We start from the raw sequence: 19,793 nt of genomic DNA on the forward strand, positions 1-19,793 counted from the left end.
ATGGAAACCGATGTACGATTCGACGACGCGACTACCCTGACGGTAGAACGCACCCTGCCCGGCCCCATTGAGCGGGTATGGGCCTACCTGACCGACCCGGACAAACGCGCTCGCTGGCTGGGCGGCGGAACCCTGGGCGAATTTGTGGGTGGCGCGGTGGTGATTCATTTCCGTCATCAGGATTTGTCGGAGGATATCCAGCCGGCCCCGGACAAGTACAAATCCATGGAAGACCAGGCCACGCTGACCGGCATCATTACCCGCTTTGAGCCACCCCATGTGCTGGCCCATACCTGGGGTGACAATGAAGGCGAAGTCACTTTTTCCCTGAGCGCGCAGGGCGACCAAGTTCATCTACGGCTTACCCACCGTCGCTTGCCCGCTGACGAAAACACCCGCATCAGTGTCGCCAGCGGCTGGCACACCCATCTGGGCATTCTGGTCGAAGACCTGAACGGCCAACCCCGTTCGCCCTTCTGGCCAACACACACACAATGGGAAGCGCACTATCAGCGCGTTTTGCAGGAAAGCGAGGCCCCGCATGACTGACACGCTAACCGTGCAACTGATGTTTCAGGGCCGGACCAACGCTGCCCTCGATCTCTACGACAGCGCTATCGCTCCGTTCGAGCTGCTGAGCCGAACCGTCTACGGCCCGGACGAGATGGGTGAAATCGGCCAGGTGAAAACCGCCTGGTGCCGTATCGGCAACGTGCGGATACATTGCTTTGACAGCCCTGTGCCCCACGATTTTGATTTCACCCCATCCGCCTCCCTCTGCCTTGCCCTGAAGGACGAACAGGCAGTGGCCGACACGTTTGCAAAACTGGCAGACGGCGGCACCGTGCTGATGCCCCTGGACAGCTATGATTTCAGCCCCTGCTTCGGCTGGGTGCAGGACCGCTTCGGAGTGTCGTGGCAGCTGTCTGTCACCGCACCCGGTGAAGCGAATAACCATGGCTAAGAGCGGTCATCACGCTCGTTTTTGCGAGCGTGCTCCAGCAAGTCCTCCACGTACTCCTGCTCTTCATGCAGGTCATCCGTGACGGGCGGTGCATGGGGCAAGACCTGATTCAGAAACACCGCCACCAGCCCGCACAGACTGATGCCCTGCAAGGTAAAGTCACCGTTCCCCATGGCCATGCCACCGATCCCAAAGATCAGGGTAACCGCCACAATCACCAGGTTGCGCTGAGCGTGCAGATCCACCTGCGCCTTGATCAGGGTATTCATGCCCACACTGGCAATCGACCCGAACATGAGAATCAGAATGCCGCCCATGACCGGCGTGGGAATACTTTGCAGCAGCAGGCCGAACTTGCCGATAAACGCCAGCAGGATGGCGAAAATAGCAGTCCAGGTCATGACCACCGGATTGAACACCCGGGTGAGCATCACCGCGCCGGTGACTTCCGAATAGGTGGTATTGGGCGGGCCGCCAAACAGGGCCGCCACCATGCTCGCCACGCCATCGCCAGTAAGCGTGCGATGCAGGCCGGGTTTGCGAATGTAGTCCTTGCCCGTGACATTGCTGATGGCCAGCACATCACCCACATGCTCAATGGCAGGGGCCAACGCCACCGGCACCATGAACAGGATCGCGGGCCAGTAAAACGTGGGCGCAATAAAGGTCGGCACCGACAACCAGCCCGCCTGATTCACCCCGGAAAAATCCACCATCCCCATGGCCAGTGCGGTGAGGTAACCCGCCACCACGCCACACAGGATCGGCAGCAACCGAAACAGACCATGTCCCAGCGTCGCCACCAACATGGTGGTCAGCAGCGACACCATGGAAACCAGCAGGGCATCCCCGTAAGGGAACATCTGCATCTCGCCATTACCGGACATACCCATGGCGAAGTTCACCGCCGTGGGCGCCAGGCTAAGCCCGATCACCATGATGATGGGGCCGGTGACCACCGGCGGCATCAGGCGATGCAGAAAGCCCGGCCCCCGCCACTTCACCAATGCCCCCAGAATCACATAGACCACAGCGGTACAGAACAACGCCCCCATGGTGGCCGGCACGCCCCACTGCTGTACCCCATGGGAAATGGGTGCCACAAAGACAAACGAGGACGCCAGGAAAACAGGAATCGAGCGGCGGGTAATCCACTGGAACAACAATGTGCCCAGCCCCGCGGTAAACAGCGCCACACTGGGATCCAGCCCGGTCAGTAACGGCATTAATACCATGGCCCCAAAAGCCACAAACAGCATCTGCGCGCCGATGAGAATAATCTTCCAGTTCCAGAATCCGCCGGCCTGGCTCATGTACAGCTCCTGATTTGTGATTGCCTGTGGCTTGGATCACCGGGCGATGCCCGGTTATTTGGTCCCGAAAATCTTGTCTCCGGCATCTCCCAGGCCCGGCATGATATAGCCCTCGTCGTTCAGGCCCTGATCCACCGAAGCGGTGTAAAGGGAGACATCCGGGTGCGCCTCCTGAACCTTGCGAATGCCCTCCGGTGCCGCCACCAGCACCAGGGCACGAATCTGGGTACAACCGGCTTTTTTCAGCATATCGATACAGGCCAGCATGGAGCCCCCGGTGGCCAGCATGGGGTCGATCACCAGCGCCATGCGCTCGTCGATATCGTGGGCCAGCTTCTCGAAATAAGCCACCGGCTGCAGCGTTGCCTCATCCCGATACACGCCCACCACGCTGACCTTGGCGCTGGGGATCAGCTCCAGCACCCCGTCCAGCATGCCCAGCCCGGCCCGCAGAATCGGCACCACAGTGATTTTCTTGCCTCTGATGCGCTGGGCCGGCGCCTTGCCCATCCAGGTATCCACCTGATAATCCTCCAGCACCAGGTCGCTGGTGGCTTCATAGGTCAGCAGGCTGCCCACTTCCGCGGTGAGCTGGCGAAAGCTGCGCGTACTCAGACTTTTCTGGCGCAGCAGGCCAAGCTTGTGTTTAACCAGCGGGTGGCGAATTTCGTGGACACTCATAGTGGCAGGCTCCTTGATACAAGCTGAACGGGACACGGATCACTCCGGCAATGGCGATATTGTGACGGCTACAGCGAAAATGTCACCGGTGCACACGCTGTCCCGCACCGGGCCTATCGTCGGCGAGGAGCGAGTGCTAACGTCAACAAAAAGAAAAACAGGGAGAAATCGTGAACAAAACCCTTGCCGAAATGAACCAAAAAGCGTTTGTTTATGAGTGTGCCAGCCGAGCTCTGGCGGCCAGTTTTTCCAACCCGTCCGCCAAGCCGTCCATCGCCAGCATGGTACGCGACGCCGAAAAACTGTGGGAGGAACTACAGGAATGGGAAAATCGACAGGAGTCACCACCATGAAACGTTATCTGATTATTTCAATTTTCGCCGTGCTGAACGCACTCTCTGCTCCACTATGGGCCGCTGACAGCCTCTCGGTGAGCGAACTGAAGCAGCAAATGCAGGACGGCAAAGCCCCCATCATTATCGATGTGCGTGACGAGGATGAATATCTGGCTGGGCATATTCCGGGCGCCATCATGGTCCCCGCCAAGCAGATGGAGCACCACTTGGACATGATGGAGCAGTACCGCAAGGAAGATATTGTGCTGTATTGCCAGTCTGGCCGCCGCGCCAGTGCTGCTGCCACCGTGCTGGAAAATGCCGGCTTCAAGAACGTGAAGCTACTACAAGGGGATTACCCGGGCTGGAAGTCAGCCCAATAAGCACCGATTTGCCCACCACCATCCCCCTGACCGCCTGTGGAATAAGGATATTCCTATTCCATAGGCGGGTTCGACCTTCGGCGATTAGCCGCAGCCCGCTGCCATTGCTATAATCCGCGCCCACCACCAACCCTGTTGAGAAGGACAGACCATGGATTTTGCTAAGGTTCCCGCCGGGAAAGACCTCCCCGAAGACATCTACGTGGCCATCGAGATCCCGGCCAACGCTGACCCGATCAAGTACGAGATCGACAAAGACAGCAACGCCGTATTCGTAGACCGCTTCATGGCAACCCCCATGTTCTATCCGGCCAACTACGGCTACATCCCCAACACCCTGTCCGAAGACGGCGACCCGCTGGACGTACTGGTTGTCACCCCCTACCCGGTGGTACCCGGCTCCGTGATTCGCTGTCGCCCGGTGGGCATCCTGAACATGACCGACGAAGCCGGTAAAGATGCCAAGCTGGTGGCGGTACCGCACACCAAGCTGACCAAGATCTACGACAACGTGAAAGACATCAACGATCTGCCCGAGCTGCTGCTGGCCCAGATCAAGCACTTCTTCGAGCACTACAAAGAGCTGGAAGCAGGCAAGTGGGTGAAAGTTGATGGCTGGGATGGCGCCGAAGCGGCCAAAGCCGAGATCATCAAATCTGTCGAAGCTTACGAGAACGCCAAGTAAGCCGACACGAGACTGGCAGAACAACGCCAGCGACAAAAAGGCCGCGCCCGGTTACCCGGGCGCGGCCTTTTTGTTTTGAGAAGCACGGGGCAAGAGTTTCGAGTTTCGAAAAGCAAAAACCGAAGCGCTTGGCCTGTAAAGGTTTTGATCTTCGCAACTCGAAACTCGTTACTCGCCTCTCACACCCGCTAGTGTTGCTCCCGATAGCCCTTCGGAGTCAGCCCACTCCAGCGTTTGAACGCCTTGGAGAAGTTCGCCACATCGTTGTAACCAAGGTGATAAGCCACCTCGCTAATGCTCTTCTCCGCCTTCGCCAACAAACGGCAAGCCTGCCGGTAGCGCTCTTCATCCTGTAACTGGCGATAGCTCAACCCGGCCTGCTGCAAGTGACGCTTCAGGGTGCGGGCAGACACCGCCAACCGATCCGCCATGCCTTCAAGCGATGGCAACGGCGCCGCATGGTCCTGCAACGCTGCGCGGATACGCTCCGCCATCACGCCATCTTCTTCCGTGCGCCACTGACGGAACTCCATCTCGCACTGCTCCCGGGCAATCGCTGCCACCTGCGGGTCCGCCAGACGCGGCCGGGCCTCCAGCGCAGACAAGGGAAACACCAGCGCGTCTTCCGACTGATCAAACCGCACCGGCACCCCCACATCGTCCCGCAGCGCCGCCAACCAGGCCGGCGCGGGACCGCGACGGTGAATCTCCAGCCCCTCCGGCAAGCTCTCCAACAGCTGTTCGATCATGAACGCCAGCCCCACCAGCATGGCCTCGATAATAAAATCATGGGCCACCCCTAACGGGCGTGTGCTGCGTAATTGAAGATGGGCCTGCTCCGCATGGCGAGCCTGATGAATTTCCAGAAACGGGGCGCGCAGGCCGAGAAACCGGCAGGCCGCATCGAGGGCATCCTGAGCGCTGGCGCTGGACAAGGCCAACAGCCCCACCGGGCCATGCAGGGTAATGCTCATGGCTCGGGCATAACGAAACCCCAGACCACGATCGCCCACCATTTCGACCCCGCGCTCGGCCACTGTCTGGGCCAGGGACATGGAGACCCGGCGATCCACCGCCAGCAGCTCATCCCGACTCACCCCCAACCCCACCAGCAGGGTCGGCGCATCCAGCTTCAAGGCCACCAACAGGTCGTACAACAGCACCACATAGATGCCCGGCACCCCGGCATTTCCCCAGGTGCGGCCCGAACTCACCATTTGTTGGCCCTCCACGACAAGAACTTGGTTATCTCTGCCTGCATAGTAGTTGTCATTGAACAATGTCACCAATGGCATTTGCGCCAGGAGCCAACATGAAATTGCCGCTGACAAAAAAACATAAGGCACCGGTTGTGCCCATCGTACCCCGCCGTATGGGATTTTCCTTCGATGGCATGCAACACGATGATTACTGGTTCGATAACGACCCGGTGCTGACCCATCTGCTGAATATCCTGTCGTTGACCTTTCCCGACGGTGAGCGTTTCTTCGTGGATTCTGTGCGTGCCCTGCGCGACCAGGTAGAGGACAAGGATCGCCAGAAGGATATTTCCGGGTTTATTGGCCAGGAAGCCATGCATTCCCTGGAACATCAGGCCTTCAATGATCTGATTGCCGATGGCAAATATGACGACATCGTTGCCCATGCCCTCGGTGTCACCAACAAGTTGTTGGCCGGTGCCCGCAAATACATGAGCAAACGCCAGCAGCTGGCAGCCACCGCCGGCCTGGAGCACTTCACTGCCATTCTGGCCGACGCCATTCTGCGTCGCCCGGACCTGATGAAAAAGATGGACCCGGCGGTGCGCGACCTGTGGGTCTGGCACGCCATTGAAGAAACCGAACACAAGGCAGTGGCCTACGACCTGTACACGGACGTGAACGGTAACTACCTGGAACGCCAACGCCTGTTCCTCTCCAGCACCGCCTACCTGATCGGTTTTTCCAGCTACTTCACCTGGCAGATGCTCAAGCGTGACGATGTCCACCGTAAGCCCCTCACCCTGGCCAAAGGGCTGTGGAAAGGGTTCGGCTACAGGGGCGTGATCAGCAGCATCATCCCCGCCTGGTTCAGCTACCTGAAACCCGGCTTCCACCCCTGGGATGACGATAACAGCGCACTGATCGAAGAATGGCGTAAGAGCCTGCCGGCGCCGAAGGAGAAGAACGCGGCGTAAATCAATTAATAATGAATAATTAATAGTTAATAACGTCGCGAACCCTGTCTGTTTTGCCTTAACGCCAAAAAAGGCCGCGCCCAACCTTTGGGCGCGGCCTCTTAGCTTCAAGAAATCACTGGCGCTAGGCGCGCAGCGATTAATTATTCACTGTTAACTATTAATTGCTTTCTCACCCTTCCTGCAGCAATTTCCGCAGGTCGATCAGCGCGGCATTGGCCCGTGACACATAGTTGGCCATGACCAGGGAATGGTTTGCCAGCATGCCAAACCCATCCCCATTCAAAATCAGTGGGCTCCACACCGTTTCCTGGGTCGCTTCAAGCTCACGGACCATCTGCCGGAAACTGATAGTGGCGTTCTTCTTGCGAAGCACATCCGCGAAATCCACCTCGGCGGCACGCATCAACTGGGCCAGGGCCCAGGTGGCACCACGCGCTTCGTAAAACGCATCATCGATTTTGAGCCAGGGGGTTTTGACGAAGTCTTCGTCGCTCTCCGGCTTGGCTGCCACGATGGTGCCATCCTTGTCCACGTTCAGCTGGCTGCGCCCGACACTCTGGCTCAGTTTCAGGCTCAGGGACCCCAACCGGGTCTGCACCTCATTCAGCCAATAGTTCAGGTTATCGGCCCGGGCGTAGAACTTGCCGTCGTTCTCATTGGCATCCGTCAGCCGATCCACATAGCGCTGCAACGCCTTGATGCCCCGGCGATACTCGCTTTCCGTGGCCGGCATGGCCCAGCTTTGGGCATCGAAATTAAACTGCGGCTCGGCAATAGCCAGGTCTTTATCTTCCTGACTCTGGGATTGAGAGCGGCTCATGTCCCGGCGTAATACCCGGCTGAAATCGCGCACCTGCACCAATACGCCATATTCCCAGGCGGGCATGTTATCCAGCCACAGACGGTGCGGAAGCACATCATTACTGAGGTAACCACCGGGCTTGGACAGCAGGGTATCGGCAACAAAAATCAGCTCCCGCGCGGTAGTCTCGCCCCGCACGGCATCCGCTTTCGCCGTCACTTCACGCAACTCGGGCTCCTGGCTCCAGTACCAGCCCAGCAGCACGTCGACCAACAACAGCAAACCAAGCAACCAGAACAAACCCTTCCAGATTCGATTATTGCGAGGATCCAGCATGGCATCCCCCATCTTTTCACTGAATTTATCGTTACTCATGACCACTCCCAGGATCCTTCAAGCCACTACTCCGCTTACCACTATAGCTCACCACCCACACAAGCTGCAGGCAATTACCTTCTGGCCGGGGTCGCAACTTTCCCTCTTATTGGCAAGGTTCCACCATAGAGAGACAAAACACCACCTACAATCCACAACCGCTACACCATCCACGCTCTCCATCCTGCCATTGATACCTCGCCCCCTTGGCCCTGCCCGACAAACACGCAAACTCTATCCACATCAGTGGCGCCACTGCTGGTCTACAGCCATGGGCTTTTTGGTTAAACTGCGCCAGCGAGGAGCGCCCTATTGCCGGGAGCAGCCTCCCATGTACGCCAGCTGATCCGCTCTGCCATTAGCAGGTAAACAGGTAACGGGCGAAAACGCTCCGCACCCGCACCGGTTAACCTGGCCTTAAAGTAAACGAATGAAACTAAGTGCCTGTTTTTACATCCAAGCGTCACGCAATCTGGCGCATACGGCACCGGAGAGGAGTATCGAATGAAGCAGTGCTGGCAACGTTTCCTGGTGGCCATCGTTCTATTGGCCCCACTGTCCTGGGCTAGCGCCAACAACCTGTTCGGCGAAGAAGAACGCTTGCCGACCGTGGATGAAGCCATCCAGCTGGTGGCCGATGCGGACTGGGATAACCAGCAACTGCTGCTGAATTTCGAGCTGATCGACGAGGTGTATCTTTACCAGCACCGTTTTGGATTCACACTGCGCGACACCAACGGCAATGTGATCAACGATTTTGCCGAACTGACCCTGCCCGCCGGCAAAGCCAAAACCGACGAAATCTTCGGCGACGTCCAGGTGTACTTCGATCGCCTGGATCTGGCACTCCCCTTGAATAGCGTGCCCCTGGTGGATACGGAACTGGAAGTGCGCTACCAGGGCTGCATTGAAGACACCCTGTGCTACCCCCCAACCCAAAAAACCTTCGAGTTCGCCAATCCTCAACCGACAAAAAAGCCGGTGGCCGCTCCGCCAGCAGCGGCGTCTGACTCCAGCGCTGGCCCAGGCTTTCTCGACACACTGCAGTCCGAAGATGCCAACGCCTTCAATCAGTGGATGAAGGACCAGCCCCTTGGCCTGATCATCGGCCTGTTTTTTGTGGGCGGCCTGCTGCTGGCCTTTACCCCGTGCGTTTTCCCCATGGTACCGATTCTGTCCGGCATCATTGCCGGAGAGAAAGAACCCAGTGCGGCCCGCGGCTTCACACTGAGTGTCAGCTATGTCCTCGGCATGGCGGTGCCTTACACCCTGGCCGGACTGCTGGTGGCCCTTTTTGGTGCCGGCCTGAACCTGCAGTTCTTACTGCAGCAGCCTGCGGCCATCATCACCTCCGTAGTGGTCTTTGTGGTGTTGGCCCTGTCCATGTTCGGGCTGTATGAACTCCAGCTGCCGGCTGCGCTGCGCAACAAACTTCATCAACCGGGGCAGGAAGCCCGCGGCAGCCTGATCGGCGCCGCCATCATGGGGACAATCTCAGCCCTGGTGGTTTCCCCTTGCGTTACCCCGATCCTGGCCGGCGCCCTGATCTACGTAGCCGCCAGCGGTGATGCGGCCACCGGTGCCGCCTCCCTGTTTGCCCTGTCCATCGGCATGGGCCTGCCCCTGATCATCTTCGGCACCGGCGGCGGCAGCCTGCTGCCCCGTGCCGGCATGTGGATGGAAGAGATCAAACGGTTCTTCGGCGTGGTCATGCTGGGCGTGGCCATCTGGCTGCTGGATCGCATTATCAGTGACACCATCACCCTGGGCCTCTACGGCCTGTTGCTCGCCGTCTATGGCGTACAACTGGGCGCACTGGAACCTGCCGGTGAAGGCCTTTCCCGCCTCAAGCGCGGCCTGGCCCTGGTGCTGGCCCTGTATGGCGCGGTAATGATTGTCGGCGCGTTAAGCGGCGGCAAGGATCCGCTGCAGCCGCTGGCACACATGACACAGCCGGCAGCCCCGGTGGCTGGCAGTGCCGCCCCCAGCAATGCGGCAACCGCGGAGGACCACGGCCCCTGGCAGACCATCGTTGGCAAGGCCTCGCTGGAGCAGGCGCTGTCCGCCTCCCGCCAGGCCGGCAAACCGGTGCTGGTGGATTTCTTCGCCGAATGGTGTGTGGCCTGCAAGGTGCTGGAAGAAACCACCCTTAGCCACCCGGATGTACTCAACGCCATGAACGGCTTCGACCTGTACCGCGTGGACATCACCGAGATCAATGCCGACAGCCAGGCCATCATGGAGCAATACAATATCCTCGGCCTGCCTGCCCTGGTGTTCTTCACTCCCGCCAGCGCCGAAATCCCCGATTCCCGGGTGCTCGGCGAAATGGGGCCCGATCGCTTTATCAGGCATCTGGAACAGCGGGTCATGCCGGGGCTGTAACAGTATCGCCGTCAGGCACTACGTAGCCGCTGCTGGAACGGCTACGTAGCAAGAACCTGCCATCCCCTTGCCGCAGGAGCGCCACCCAGCGGCGCTCCTGCGAGAAGCCATGGACCCCGCTAAACAAAAACCGTGAAACAGTGCCGATTGCACGACATCTTCCGGTAACTTGTAACGAATGTTGTAAAGCCCTTTTTTCTGTCATGGTTTGCCCCTAATATTGCATTTGTGCGAGAAAGCCCGGACTAATCTGGATTTTTCCAGCACGATCACTGCAAATAACGACAAATTCGCAAGGGGACCCGTTTTGGCTTCCATTCTGGTCTTACATGGCCCAAACCTGAATCTGCTCGGCACCCGCGAGCCGGACAAGTACGGTCACACCACCCTGGCGGATATCAACCAGCAACTGCAGGAACAGGCCAGCGCGGCCGGCCATCACCTGCAGCATCTGCAAAGCAACGCGGAATACGAGCTGGTCGAACGCGTTCACGATGCCCGCACCGAGGGAATCGACTTCATCATCATCAACCCGGCGGCGTTCACCCACACCAGTGTGGCTCTGCGCGATGCCCTGCTGGCGGTGAACATTCCCTTTATCGAAGTGCATCTGTCCAACGTGCATGCCCGGGAAGCCTTCCGCCACCACTCTTATTTTTCCGATATTGCCAAGGGCGTTATCTGCGGTCTCGGTGCCACCGGCTATGCACTGGCACTCACCGCTGCTCTCGAACAACTGGATGACTGAACATGGATATTCGCAAAATCAAGAAACTGATTGAGCTGCTCGAAGAATCCGGCATTGAAGAGCTGGAAATCTGTGAAGGGGAAGAGTCCGTCCGCATCAGCCGCGGCTCACGCCACCCCGCAGCGCCGGCGCACTATTACGCCGCGCCACAGGCACCAGCGCCGGCGCAGGCACCTGCTCCGGCTCCCGCTGCCACCGAAGCCCCCGCACCGGTAGACAACACGCCCAGCGGCCATCTGGTGCGCTCTCCCATGGTCGGCACCTTCTATCGCTCCCCGTCGCCGGGTGCGGCGGTTTTCGCAGAAGTCGGGCAGAAAGTGCAGGCTGGCGATGTGCTGTGCATCGTGGAAGCCATGAAGATGATGAACCAGATCGAGGCCGACAAATCCGGCACGCTGGATGCCATTCTGGTAGAAGACGGCGAGCCGGTTGAATTCGACCAGCCTCTGTTCTCCATCGTTTAACGGAGGCATCTCATGCTGGAAAAGGTCGTCATTGCCAACCGTGGCGAGATTGCTCTGCGCATCCTTCGCGCCTGCAAGGAGCTGGGCATCCGCACCGTGGCCGTTTACTCCAAGCCCGACCGGGACCTGATGCACGTGCGCCTGGCCGACGAAGCCGTGTGTATTGGCCCCGCGTCATCCACTGATTCTTACCTGAACATCCCCGCTCTGATCAGCGCAGCGGAAGTCACCGATGCCGACGGCATTCACCCCGGTTACGGCTTCCTGGCGGAAAACGCGGACTTTGCCGAAAGCGTGGAACGTTCCGGTTTCACCTTTATCGGCCCGAAGGCAGACACCATCCGCCTGATGGGCAACAAGGTGGCGGCCATCGAAGCCATGAAAAAAGCCGGCGTCCCCACCGTGCCCGGCTCGGATGGCCCCATCGGTGACGATGATGATGCTTCACTGGCCATGGCCGAACAGATTGGTTACCCGGTCATCATCAAGGCCGCCGCCGGTGGTGGTGGGCGCGGCATGCGCGTCGTGGAGGAAGCCAAACACCTGCTCAACGCCATCACCCTGACCCGCTCCGAAGCCAAGAACGCCTTCGGCGATGCCACCGTCTACATGGAAAAATTCCTGCAGAAACCGCGACATGTGGAAGTGCAGGTACTGGCTGACGGTGCAGGCCACGCGATCCATCTGGGTGACCGCGATTGCTCGCTGCAACGCCGCCATCAGAAAGTGGTGGAGGAAGCCCCGGCCCCCGGCATCCCACAGCACCTGAAAGACGAAGTCGCCCAGCGCTGCGTGGATGCCTGCAAGACCATCAACTACCGGGGCGCCGGCACGTTCGAATTCCTCTATGAAGACGAGCGCTTCTACTTTATCGAAATGAACACCCGGGTTCAGGTCGAGCATCCGGTGACCGAGATGGTCACCGGGGTGGATATCGTCAAGGAACAGCTGCGTATTGCCGGTGGCGAAGGGCTCACGCTGCAGCAGGCCGACGTGCAGTTCCAAGGCCATGCCATTGAAGTGCGGGTTAACGCGGAAGACCCGGTGCGGTTTACCCCCTGCCCGGGGAAAATCACATATTTCCACGCACCCGGTGGTAACGGCGTCCGGGTGGACTCCCACATCTACAGTGGCTACACCGTCCCCCCCTATTACGATTCCCTGATCGGCAAGCTGATCACCTGGGGGGAAAGCCGCGACATCGCCTTTGCGCGCATGAAAAACGCACTGGACGAAATCGTGGTAGAAGGCATCAAGACCAATATCGCTCTGCACCGCGACAAAATCTTCAAGGACAAGGCGTTCATTGAAGGCGGAGTGGATATTCACCACCTGGAGAAAAAGCTGGGCGATCAGTAAGCGCCTGCTCTTTCCTCTGCGCCACAGCAAAGGCCGCGCCCGCTAACCCGGCGCGGCCTTTGTTTTTCTGGCCCGGCAACGGCAAAAACATTACCGCACCAGCGAACTGCCCAGCATAACGACAGGCAGCGCAGGACAGCAGAATCCGCTAGACTGCGGCCACTTTACGCCCGTACATCACAACGCCTTGCAGGAGTGTCCATGGCCTGGCTTCAGCTCCACCTTGCCACCACCGAACAACACGCCGATGCCTTTCAGGCTGCACTGGAAAACCTCGGCGCCGTGGCCGTGACCCTCACCGACGGCGCCGACCAGCCCGTGTTCGAACCGCCACCGGGCACCCGGCCGTTGTGGCAGAACACCGTGGTCAGTGCCCTGTTTGAGCAGGACCAGACTCCCGAGCTGATACTCGCCGCCCTCACCGCCCAGGGGCTGAATGCAGAAGCCAGCCACCACGAAACCCTGGAAGACCAGACCTGGGAGCGGGCCTGGATGGATGACTTCTCGCCCATGCAATTTGGTGAGCGTCTGTGGATCATTCCCAGCTGGAGCGAGGCGCCAGATCCCCAAGCCGTCAACCTGAAGCTGGACCCGGGCCTTGCCTTCGGCACCGGCACCCACGAGACCACCTCACTGTGCCTGCAATGGCTGGACGGCGCCGACCTGCACGGCAAAACCGTGCTCGATTTCGGCTGCGGCTCCGGGGTACTGGCCATCGCCGCGCTGCTACTCGGCGCCGGTGAGACCACCGGCACAGATATCGACCCCCAGGCGCTGATCGCCAGCGAAGACAATGCCCGTAATAATGGCGTGGCAGACTCGCTCGCCCTGTACCTGCCGGAGCAGATGCCTGCGGATTACCAGTGCGACGTACTGGTCGCCAACATCCTGGCCGGCCCGCTGGTGGAACTGTCCGGGCTTCTGGCCAGCTACTGTCGGCCCGGTGGCACCCTGGCCCTGTCCGGCATTTTGGCGGAGCAGGCGGAATCGGTCCGCACCGCCTATGCCCCCTGGTTTGATCTGACCCCCACCACCCAACAGGGTGACTGGGTGCGCATTGACGGGGTGCGCCGCGTCACCTGAATCCACAGATTCAGGGAAAACTGAGTGACAGGTCCTTGCGGCCTGTCCCGGTTTTTCTGTAAAACATACCTGACCCATCTGCACGCACTATAGGGATTCCGGGGTTGAGTGAAAGCCTGTCGCGTGCAGCATGTTGCATCTCGTCCAATAACAATTCAGGCGAAAGCCATGGCCACCCAATACAAGACCCGCTGCCCCCACTGTGCAGCCCAGTTCAAAATTACCGATGAACACCTGAAACAGGCACGCGGTGCGGTACGGTGTGGCTCCTGCCTGCAGATCTTCCAGGCCAATGATTACCTGGTTGATCCCCCGGCACCGCAGCAAGCCGCCCCGCAGGATCGCTGGGCCGGCGCGCTGGACGGCACCCACAGTGACGCAGCCTCTTCCGAGGACGAGCAGAAGTTTGGCGACGATGACGGCACCGACGCCGATGGCCTGAGCATTCAGGGCATGGAGTTAAGCGACTCGTTCATGAACCTGGATGCGGACGACCCCGCTAGTGGGCTGGGCGAAGACTTCGCCGACATGCATGGCGCCGGCCGGGCCAGCCACCATGAAAATGCCGACGAATCCTGGGCCGAAGCCCTGCTGCAGGAGCTGGAAGACGACGACCCCGCCGAAACCAGCCCGGGCAAAACAACCACGCCCGCTCCCGCCAGCCACTCAGCCCCTGAGCAGCCGGCAGTGCGCAAAACAACAGACACACCAGCGCCAAAACAATCCCGACCGGCAGAGCCCGAAGACGACGATGACAGCCTGTTCGGTGGGCTGGACCTGTTTGGCGACGACCTTTACGAAGAGCCCGTCCCCATCGGCAAGCCCGTGCGCGAACGTGACAACCATTTCCGCCAGCGCCGGGACTGGGGCGGCATGCTCAAGTGGACCTCGCTGTCGGTTATTGCCCTGGTCGTGCTGGTCGGCCAATACGCCTTCTTCAATTTCAATGACCTGGCCCGTAGCCCGCAATGGCGCCCCCTGTATCAGCAGGCCTGTGATGTACTCGGCTGCCACCTGCCTAGCCGCTCAGACATCACCCAGCTGCGCGGTGCCAATCTAGTGGTGCGCAGCCACCCGAATTACGCCAACGCCCTGATCGTGGATGCCATCCTGTTCAATGAAGCCAAGTACCCCCAGCCCTTCCCGGAACTGGAACTGAGCTTCAGCGCCCTCAATGGCGGCCCCGTGGCCAGCCGACGCTTCACCCCGCAGGAATACCTGCAAGGGGATCTGCTCGGTATGGAAACCATGCCCACGCGCACCCCGCTGCATATCTCGCTGGAAATTGTGGACCCGGGCGACAAGGCGGTGAACTACAACCTGCGCCTGTTGCCGGCACCGCAGCCGCGCGATCAGGTCAGTCAGCGCTAAGCACGCCTCATACACTTCATTCGCCTCATATAATGGAAATCGATAGGCAGCCCGTCAGCTCATGGCAGGCTGCCCTTTCATCCCGGGCCATCGATCTCTATCATTGTCTCCCCTTTTAGACACCCCAAGCCCGGCGCCATGCAGATCGGACCCTACAACCTGCCCAACTCCCTGATCCTGGCCCCCATGGCCGGCGTCACGGATCGCCCTTTCCGGCGTTTGTGCAGGGACCTGGGAGCCGGCCTGCTGGTGTCGGAAATGGTGACCTCGGACACCCGTCTGTGGAACTCTCGAAAGTCTCGCCAACGGCTGGATCACAGCGGCGAACCGGGCCCCATTTCTGTACAGATTGCCGGCGGCGAGCCGACCATGCTGGCAGAAGCGGCCCGCGCCAACGTGGACCACGGCGCCCAGATTATTGATATCAATATGGGCTGCCCGGCGAAAAAAGTGTGCAAACGCGCCGCAGGTTCCGCCCTGCTGGCCGACCCGGATCTGGTCAGCCGCATCCTGGATGCGGTGGTCAATGCGGTGGATGTCCCCGTCACCCTGAAAATCCGTACCGGCCCCGACCGCGATCAGCGCAATGCCCTCGCCATTGCCCGCATCGCCGAAGCCGCCGGTATCCAGGCCCTCGCCATTCACGGGCGCACCCGCGCCGACAAGTTCAACGGAGACGCCGAATACACCACCATCAAACAGGTGGTGGACGCGGTGAATATTCCGGTAATGGCTAACGGAGACGTGGATAGCCCGGAAAAAGCTAAACGGGTACTGGAATCCACCGGCGCCGGTGGTATCATGATCGGCCGCGCTGCTCAGGGTAACCCGTGGATCTTCCGGGACACCCTGTATTACCTCGAGCACGGCTCGCTGCCCGCAGCGCCGTTAGTAACGGAAGTCCATGACTGCGTGCAGCAGCACCTGTCCGAACTGCATCATTTTTATGGTGAGTTCATGGGGGTGCGTATCGCACGCAAGCACTTGGGCTGGTACACACAGAACCTGCCCGATGGGGAAGACTTCCGGCGCGGGTTTAACACACTGGAAAATGCCACCGACCAATGCGTGGCAATCGAGCAGTTTTTCCAACAGATCAGCGCCACTACCGACCGGGTTCGTTTCGGTCGTTATGGCGAGGTGTCTGCCCGGAAGAAAAACGGAGCCCTGGCCGCATGACCCTTTCTTCAGTTAACACAGCCGCTGCACGGACACTTACTGAAATGAACACCGCTGAAGCACGAAAGCAGCCGCATCTCACTATTGCGCGCAGTGAAACCCACGATACCTTGCGCAATTGTGTGCGACGTTCGTTAAACGATTATTTCAACCAGCTGGACGGCGAAGCCGTGAGCGAGCTCTACCCGATGGTACTGGCTGAGATGGAAATCCCCCTGCTTGAGAAAGTGCTCGAGTACACCCGTGGCAACCAGACCAAAGCCGCCGAGCTGCTGGGCCTGAACCGCGGCACCTTGCGCAAGAAACTCAAGCAGTACGGCCTGCTGTAATAGCGGGCCAGGAAGAACCGGGGCAGTAGACACTACTGCCCTTTTTTTGTTTTTGGTCAACTCGATTTACGTAAACACGCTTCACGCCCCACGCCAATCCTGTTCGCACGCCAGCGCGTGCCAGCCTGATACGTGGCAACGTGCAAGCATCACCAAAGGTGACTTATGAGCAACGCGGTTGAACGTGCACTGATCAGTGTTTCCGACAAGACGGGTATCGTCGAATTTGCCAAGGCCCTGGCCGGGCAAGGCGTGGAAATTCTTTCCACTGGCGGTACCTACAAGAAACTGCAGGACGAAGGCATCGCCGTGCGCGAAGTCTCCGACTACACCGGTTTCCCGGAAATGATGGCCGGCCGGGTGAAAACCCTGCATCCGAAAGTGCACGGCGGCATCCTTGGCCGTCGCGGTCAGGACGAACAGGTCATGGCCGACAACGATATCAGCCGCATCGACCTGGTGGTGGTTAACCTGTACCCGTTCGAAGCCACCGTTGCCAACCCGGATTGCTCCCTGGAAGACGCCATCGAGAACATCGATATCGGTGGCCCGACCATGGTGCGTTCAGCAGCCAAGAACAATGCCAGCGTGGGCATCGTCACCAACGCCAGCGACTACCAGCGGGTACTCGACGACATGGCAGCCCATAACGGCGCCCTGTCCGACACCCTGCGTTTCGATCTGGCCATCAAGGCGTTCGAGCACACCGCCGCCTACGACAGCGCCATTGCCAACTACTTTGGCAAGAAAGTTGGCGAGAACAATCAGGACTTCCCGCGCACCATTAACCTGAACTTCGAAAAAACCCAGAACATGCGTTACGGCGAGAACCCGCACCAGAAAGCGGCTTTCTACACCGAGCGCAACCCGGCCCCGGCATCCATCGCCACCGCGAAACAGCTGCAGGGCAAGGAACTAAGCTACAACAACATTGCTGATACCGACGCCGCACTGGAATGCGTAAAAGGCTTCACCAAGCCGGCCTGCGTGATCGTCAAGCACGCCAACCCCTGTGGTGTGGCGGTCAGCCTGGATGGCATTACCACCGCCTATGATCTGGCCTTCGCCACCGATACCGAATCGGCTTTCGGCGGCATCATCGCCTTCAACCGCAAACTGGATGCCGCCACCGCCCAGGCCATCGTCGATCGCCAGTTTGTCGAAGTGATTATCGCCCCCAGCGCCACAGAAGAAGCCCTGGCCATCACCGCCGCCAAGAAGAATGTGCGGGTACTGGTATGTGGTGAAATGGAGGGTGTAGAGGCTTCCGGCCTGGATTACAAACGGGTCAACGGCGGCCTGCTGGTGCAGGACCGTGACCTCGGCATGATCACCGAAGGCGAGCTGAAAGTGGTCACCAAGCGCGCCCCCACCGAAGCCGAAATGCACGACCTGATCTTCGCCTGGAAAGTGGCCAAGTTCGTCAAATCCAACGCCATCGTCTACGCCAAAAACCGCCAGACGGTGGGCGTGGGCGCCGGCCAGATGAGCCGCGTGAACTCCGCGCGCATCGCCGCCATCAAGGCCGAGCACGCCGGTCTGCAGGTGGAAGGCTCGGTGATGGCATCCGATGCCTTCTTCCCCTTCCGTGACGGCATCGACAATGCCGCCAAGGTGGGCATCAGCTGCGTGATCCAGCCGGGCGGCTCGATCCGCGACGAAGAAGTCATCGCCGCCGCCGACGAAGCCGGCATGGCCATGGTCTTCACCGGCATGCGTCATTTCAGGCACTAAACGCTGGACGCCAGAGGCCCAACGCCTGACGCTACCCCTTCCGGCGTCGGGCATCTGACGTCAAGCCCGTCGCCAATAGCGACAACCGATCAGGAATCACCATTCATAGCAAATGGATCACCCCATGAAGGTACTCATCATCGGCGGCGGTGGCCGCGAGCATGCGCTGGCTTGGAAAGTGGCGCAGGCAGAACAGGTTGAGACGGTTTTCGTGGCTCCCGGCAATGCCGGTACCGCCCGCGAAGCCAAGCTGGAAAACGTGGCCATCGATGTACTGGATCAGCCAGCCCTGCTGGCCTTTGCCCAGGACAACAGCATCGACCTGACCATCGTCGGCCCGGAAGCGCCACTGGTGGAAGGGCTGGTGGATACCTTCCAGGAAAACGGCCTGAAGTGCTTTGGCCCCAGCAAGGCGGCCGCGCAGCTGGAAGGCTCCAAGGCCTTCACCAAGGACTTTCTGGCCCGCCAGAATATTCCCACCGGTGCCTACGGCAACTTCACAGACATGGACGAAGCGCTGACTTACGTCCGTGAGCAGGGTGCTCCCATCGTCATCAAGGCCGACGGCCTGGCCGCCGGTAAAGGCGTGATCGTCGCCATGACCCTGCAGGAAGCCGAAGACGCCGTGCGTGACATGCTCGACGGCAACAAGTTTGGCGATGCCGGTCACCGGGTGGTGGTGGAAGAGTTTCTGGAAGGCGAAGAAGCCAGCTTTATCGTCATGGTGGACGGCAAGAATGTGCTGCCCATGGCCACCAGCCAGGACCACAAGCGCGTCGGCGATGGCGATACCGGCCCCAACACCGGCGGCATGGGTGCCTACTCCCCGGCCCCGGTGGTCACCGATGCGGTCTACCAGCGCATCATGGACGAGGTCATCACCCCCACCGTGGAAGGCATGGCCGCTGAAGGCATGCCCTACACCGGCTTCCTGTACGCGGGCCTGATGATCAGCCCGCAGGGCGCCCCCAAGGTGATCGAGTACAACTGCCGCTTCGGCGACCCGGAAACCCAGCCGATCCTGATGCGTCTGCAATCCGACCTGGCCGGGCTGTGCCTCGCCGCGCTGGACGGCAAACTGGACCAGACCGACATCCAGTGGGACCCGCGCCCCACCCTCGGTGTGGTCATGGCCGCTGGCGGCTACCCGGACAGCTACAACAAGGGTGACGTGATCGACGGGCTGGACCAGGCCGATTCCGATACGGTGAAGGTCTTCCACGCGGGCACCGCCGAAAAAGACGGCCAAGTGGTCACCAGTGGTGGCCGGGTCCTGTGTGTCACCGGCGTCGGCGACACCGTGGGCGAAGCCCAGGCCAACGCCTATGAGGGTGTGAAGCAGATCACATGGCGCGACGCCCAATACCGTTCCGACATCGGCTACCGTGCAGTGGCCCGCGAAAAAGCATAAAGTACAGGCAACT

Annotated in this window: 20 protein-coding genes; 16 read left to right on the forward strand and 4 right to left on the reverse strand. The window is 59.9% G+C overall.

The genetic code is table 11. The features are described from left to right. Nucleotides 1–549 carry an SRPBCC family protein gene (locus ADG881_RS06140; protein ID WP_007149404.1) on the forward strand — a complete coding sequence of 183 codons (549 nt, stop codon included), beginning with the start codon at nt 1–3 and terminating at the stop codon, nt 547–549. After that, nucleotides 542–964 carry a VOC family protein gene (locus ADG881_RS06145; protein WP_007148962.1) on the forward strand — a complete coding sequence of 141 codons (423 nt, stop codon included), beginning with the start codon at nt 542–544 and terminating at the stop codon, nt 962–964. Before ADG881_RS06140 ends, ADG881_RS06145 begins: the two co-directional genes overlap by 8 nt. On the opposite strand, the gene ADG881_RS06150 is transcribed toward ADG881_RS06145, so the two are convergent. Continuing rightward, nucleotides 961–2,277: a uracil-xanthine permease family protein gene (locus ADG881_RS06150; protein WP_007149001.1), complete on the reverse strand. Its 1,317-nt coding sequence runs from the start codon at nt 2,275–2,277 to the stop codon at nt 961–963. The genes ADG881_RS06145 and ADG881_RS06150 overlap by 4 nt on opposite strands. A 54-nt stretch (nt 2,278–2,331) precedes the next feature. Beyond that, a complete protein-coding gene (gene upp / locus ADG881_RS06155; protein WP_007148674.1) occupies nt 2,332–2,958 on the reverse strand; it encodes a uracil phosphoribosyltransferase in 627 nt (208 codons plus the stop codon). A gap of 170 nt (nt 2,959–3,128) precedes the next feature. Here upp and ADG881_RS06160 point away from each other — a divergent pair, with 170 nt between their 5' ends. From ADG881_RS06160 to ppa, 3 genes are all read left to right on the forward strand, one after another. Next, a complete protein-coding gene (locus tag ADG881_RS06160; protein WP_007149352.1) occupies nt 3,129–3,311 on the forward strand; it encodes a hypothetical protein in 183 nt (60 codons plus the stop codon). Further along, on the forward strand, nt 3,308–3,676 hold the full coding sequence (locus tag ADG881_RS06165; protein WP_039926330.1) for a rhodanese-like domain-containing protein: 369 nt from the start codon (nt 3,308–3,310) through the stop codon (nt 3,674–3,676). Before ADG881_RS06160 ends, ADG881_RS06165 begins: the two co-directional genes overlap by 4 nt. Nucleotides 3,677–3,827: 151 nt before the next feature. Beyond that, nucleotides 3,828–4,361, forward strand: coding sequence for an inorganic diphosphatase (ppa, locus tag ADG881_RS06170; RefSeq protein WP_007149355.1), 534 nt, complete (start codon nt 3,828–3,830; stop codon nt 4,359–4,361). Between the two features lie 188 nt (nt 4,362–4,549). On the opposite strand, the gene ADG881_RS06175 is transcribed toward ppa, so the two are convergent. Further along, the gene (locus ADG881_RS06175) at nt 4,550–5,578 is read right to left on the reverse strand and encodes an AraC family transcriptional regulator (RefSeq protein ID WP_007148751.1); all 1,029 of its coding nucleotides are present in this window, start codon (nt 5,576–5,578) and stop codon (nt 4,550–4,552) included. A 95-nt stretch (nt 5,579–5,673) separates the two neighbouring features. Here ADG881_RS06175 and ADG881_RS06180 point away from each other — a divergent pair, with 95 nt between their 5' ends. Continuing rightward, entirely contained in the window at nt 5,674–6,537 is an 864-nt protein-coding gene (locus tag ADG881_RS06180) for a metal-dependent hydrolase (protein WP_050760128.1), read from the forward strand. 172 nt (nt 6,538–6,709) lie between these two features. Here ADG881_RS06180 and ADG881_RS06185 read toward each other — a convergent pair whose 3' ends face one another. Continuing rightward, entirely contained in the window at nt 6,710–7,717 is a 1,008-nt protein-coding gene (locus ADG881_RS06185) for a DUF2333 family protein (RefSeq protein ID WP_007149006.1), read from the reverse strand. A 504-nt stretch (nt 7,718–8,221) separates the two neighbouring features. Between ADG881_RS06185 and dsbD the strand changes: the two genes are divergently transcribed. The 10 genes from dsbD to purD all read left to right on the forward strand — a co-directional run bounded on the left by dsbD (nt 8,222) and on the right by purD (nt 19,780). Next, nucleotides 8,222–10,102 (forward strand): protein-disulfide reductase DsbD, encoded by a 1,881-nt coding sequence (gene dsbD, locus ADG881_RS06190; RefSeq protein ID WP_007149739.1) that lies wholly within the window; start codon nt 8,222–8,224, stop codon nt 10,100–10,102. Nucleotides 10,103–10,409: 307 nt separating this feature from the next. Further along, nucleotides 10,410–10,850, forward strand: coding sequence for a type II 3-dehydroquinate dehydratase (aroQ, locus tag ADG881_RS06195; protein WP_007151526.1), 441 nt, complete (start codon nt 10,410–10,412; stop codon nt 10,848–10,850). Nucleotides 10,851–10,852: 2 nt separating this feature from the next. Then, entirely contained in the window at nt 10,853–11,314 is a 462-nt protein-coding gene (accB, locus tag ADG881_RS06200; protein ID WP_007148313.1) for an acetyl-CoA carboxylase biotin carboxyl carrier protein, read from the forward strand. A 12-nt stretch (nt 11,315–11,326) separates the two neighbouring features. Continuing rightward, nucleotides 11,327–12,673 (forward strand): acetyl-CoA carboxylase biotin carboxylase subunit, encoded by a 1,347-nt coding sequence (gene accC / locus ADG881_RS06205; protein WP_007149218.1) that lies wholly within the window; start codon nt 11,327–11,329, stop codon nt 12,671–12,673. A 201-nt stretch (nt 12,674–12,874) separates the two neighbouring features. Continuing rightward, a complete protein-coding gene (gene prmA / locus ADG881_RS06210; protein WP_039926331.1) occupies nt 12,875–13,756 on the forward strand; it encodes a 50S ribosomal protein L11 methyltransferase in 882 nt (293 codons plus the stop codon). Nucleotides 13,757–13,924: 168 nt separating this feature from the next. Next, nucleotides 13,925–15,127, forward strand: coding sequence for a DUF3426 domain-containing protein (locus tag ADG881_RS06215; RefSeq protein ID WP_007150123.1), 1,203 nt, complete (start codon nt 13,925–13,927; stop codon nt 15,125–15,127). Nucleotides 15,128–15,265: 138 nt separating this feature from the next. Beyond that, nucleotides 15,266–16,306 carry a tRNA dihydrouridine synthase DusB gene (gene dusB, locus ADG881_RS06220; protein ID WP_007149207.1) on the forward strand — a complete coding sequence of 347 codons (1,041 nt, stop codon included), beginning with the start codon at nt 15,266–15,268 and terminating at the stop codon, nt 16,304–16,306. A 44-nt stretch (nt 16,307–16,350) separates the two neighbouring features. Beyond that, nucleotides 16,351–16,635 (forward strand): DNA-binding transcriptional regulator Fis, encoded by a 285-nt coding sequence (gene fis, locus ADG881_RS06225; protein WP_007148571.1) that lies wholly within the window; start codon nt 16,351–16,353, stop codon nt 16,633–16,635. Between the two features lie 165 nt (nt 16,636–16,800). Continuing rightward, nucleotides 16,801–18,369: a bifunctional phosphoribosylaminoimidazolecarboxamide formyltransferase/IMP cyclohydrolase gene (gene purH, locus ADG881_RS06230; RefSeq protein ID WP_007151583.1), complete on the forward strand. Its 1,569-nt coding sequence runs from the start codon at nt 16,801–16,803 to the stop codon at nt 18,367–18,369. A gap of 124 nt (nt 18,370–18,493) precedes the next feature. Next, nucleotides 18,494–19,780, forward strand: coding sequence for a phosphoribosylamine--glycine ligase (gene purD / locus ADG881_RS06235; RefSeq protein ID WP_039927260.1), 1,287 nt, complete (start codon nt 18,494–18,496; stop codon nt 19,778–19,780). Nucleotides 19,781–19,793: the final 13 nt, after the last annotated feature.

The organism is Alcanivorax sp. DG881 (assembly GCF_000155615.1).
Taxonomy (GTDB): domain Bacteria; phylum Pseudomonadota; class Gammaproteobacteria; order Pseudomonadales; family Alcanivoracaceae; genus Alcanivorax.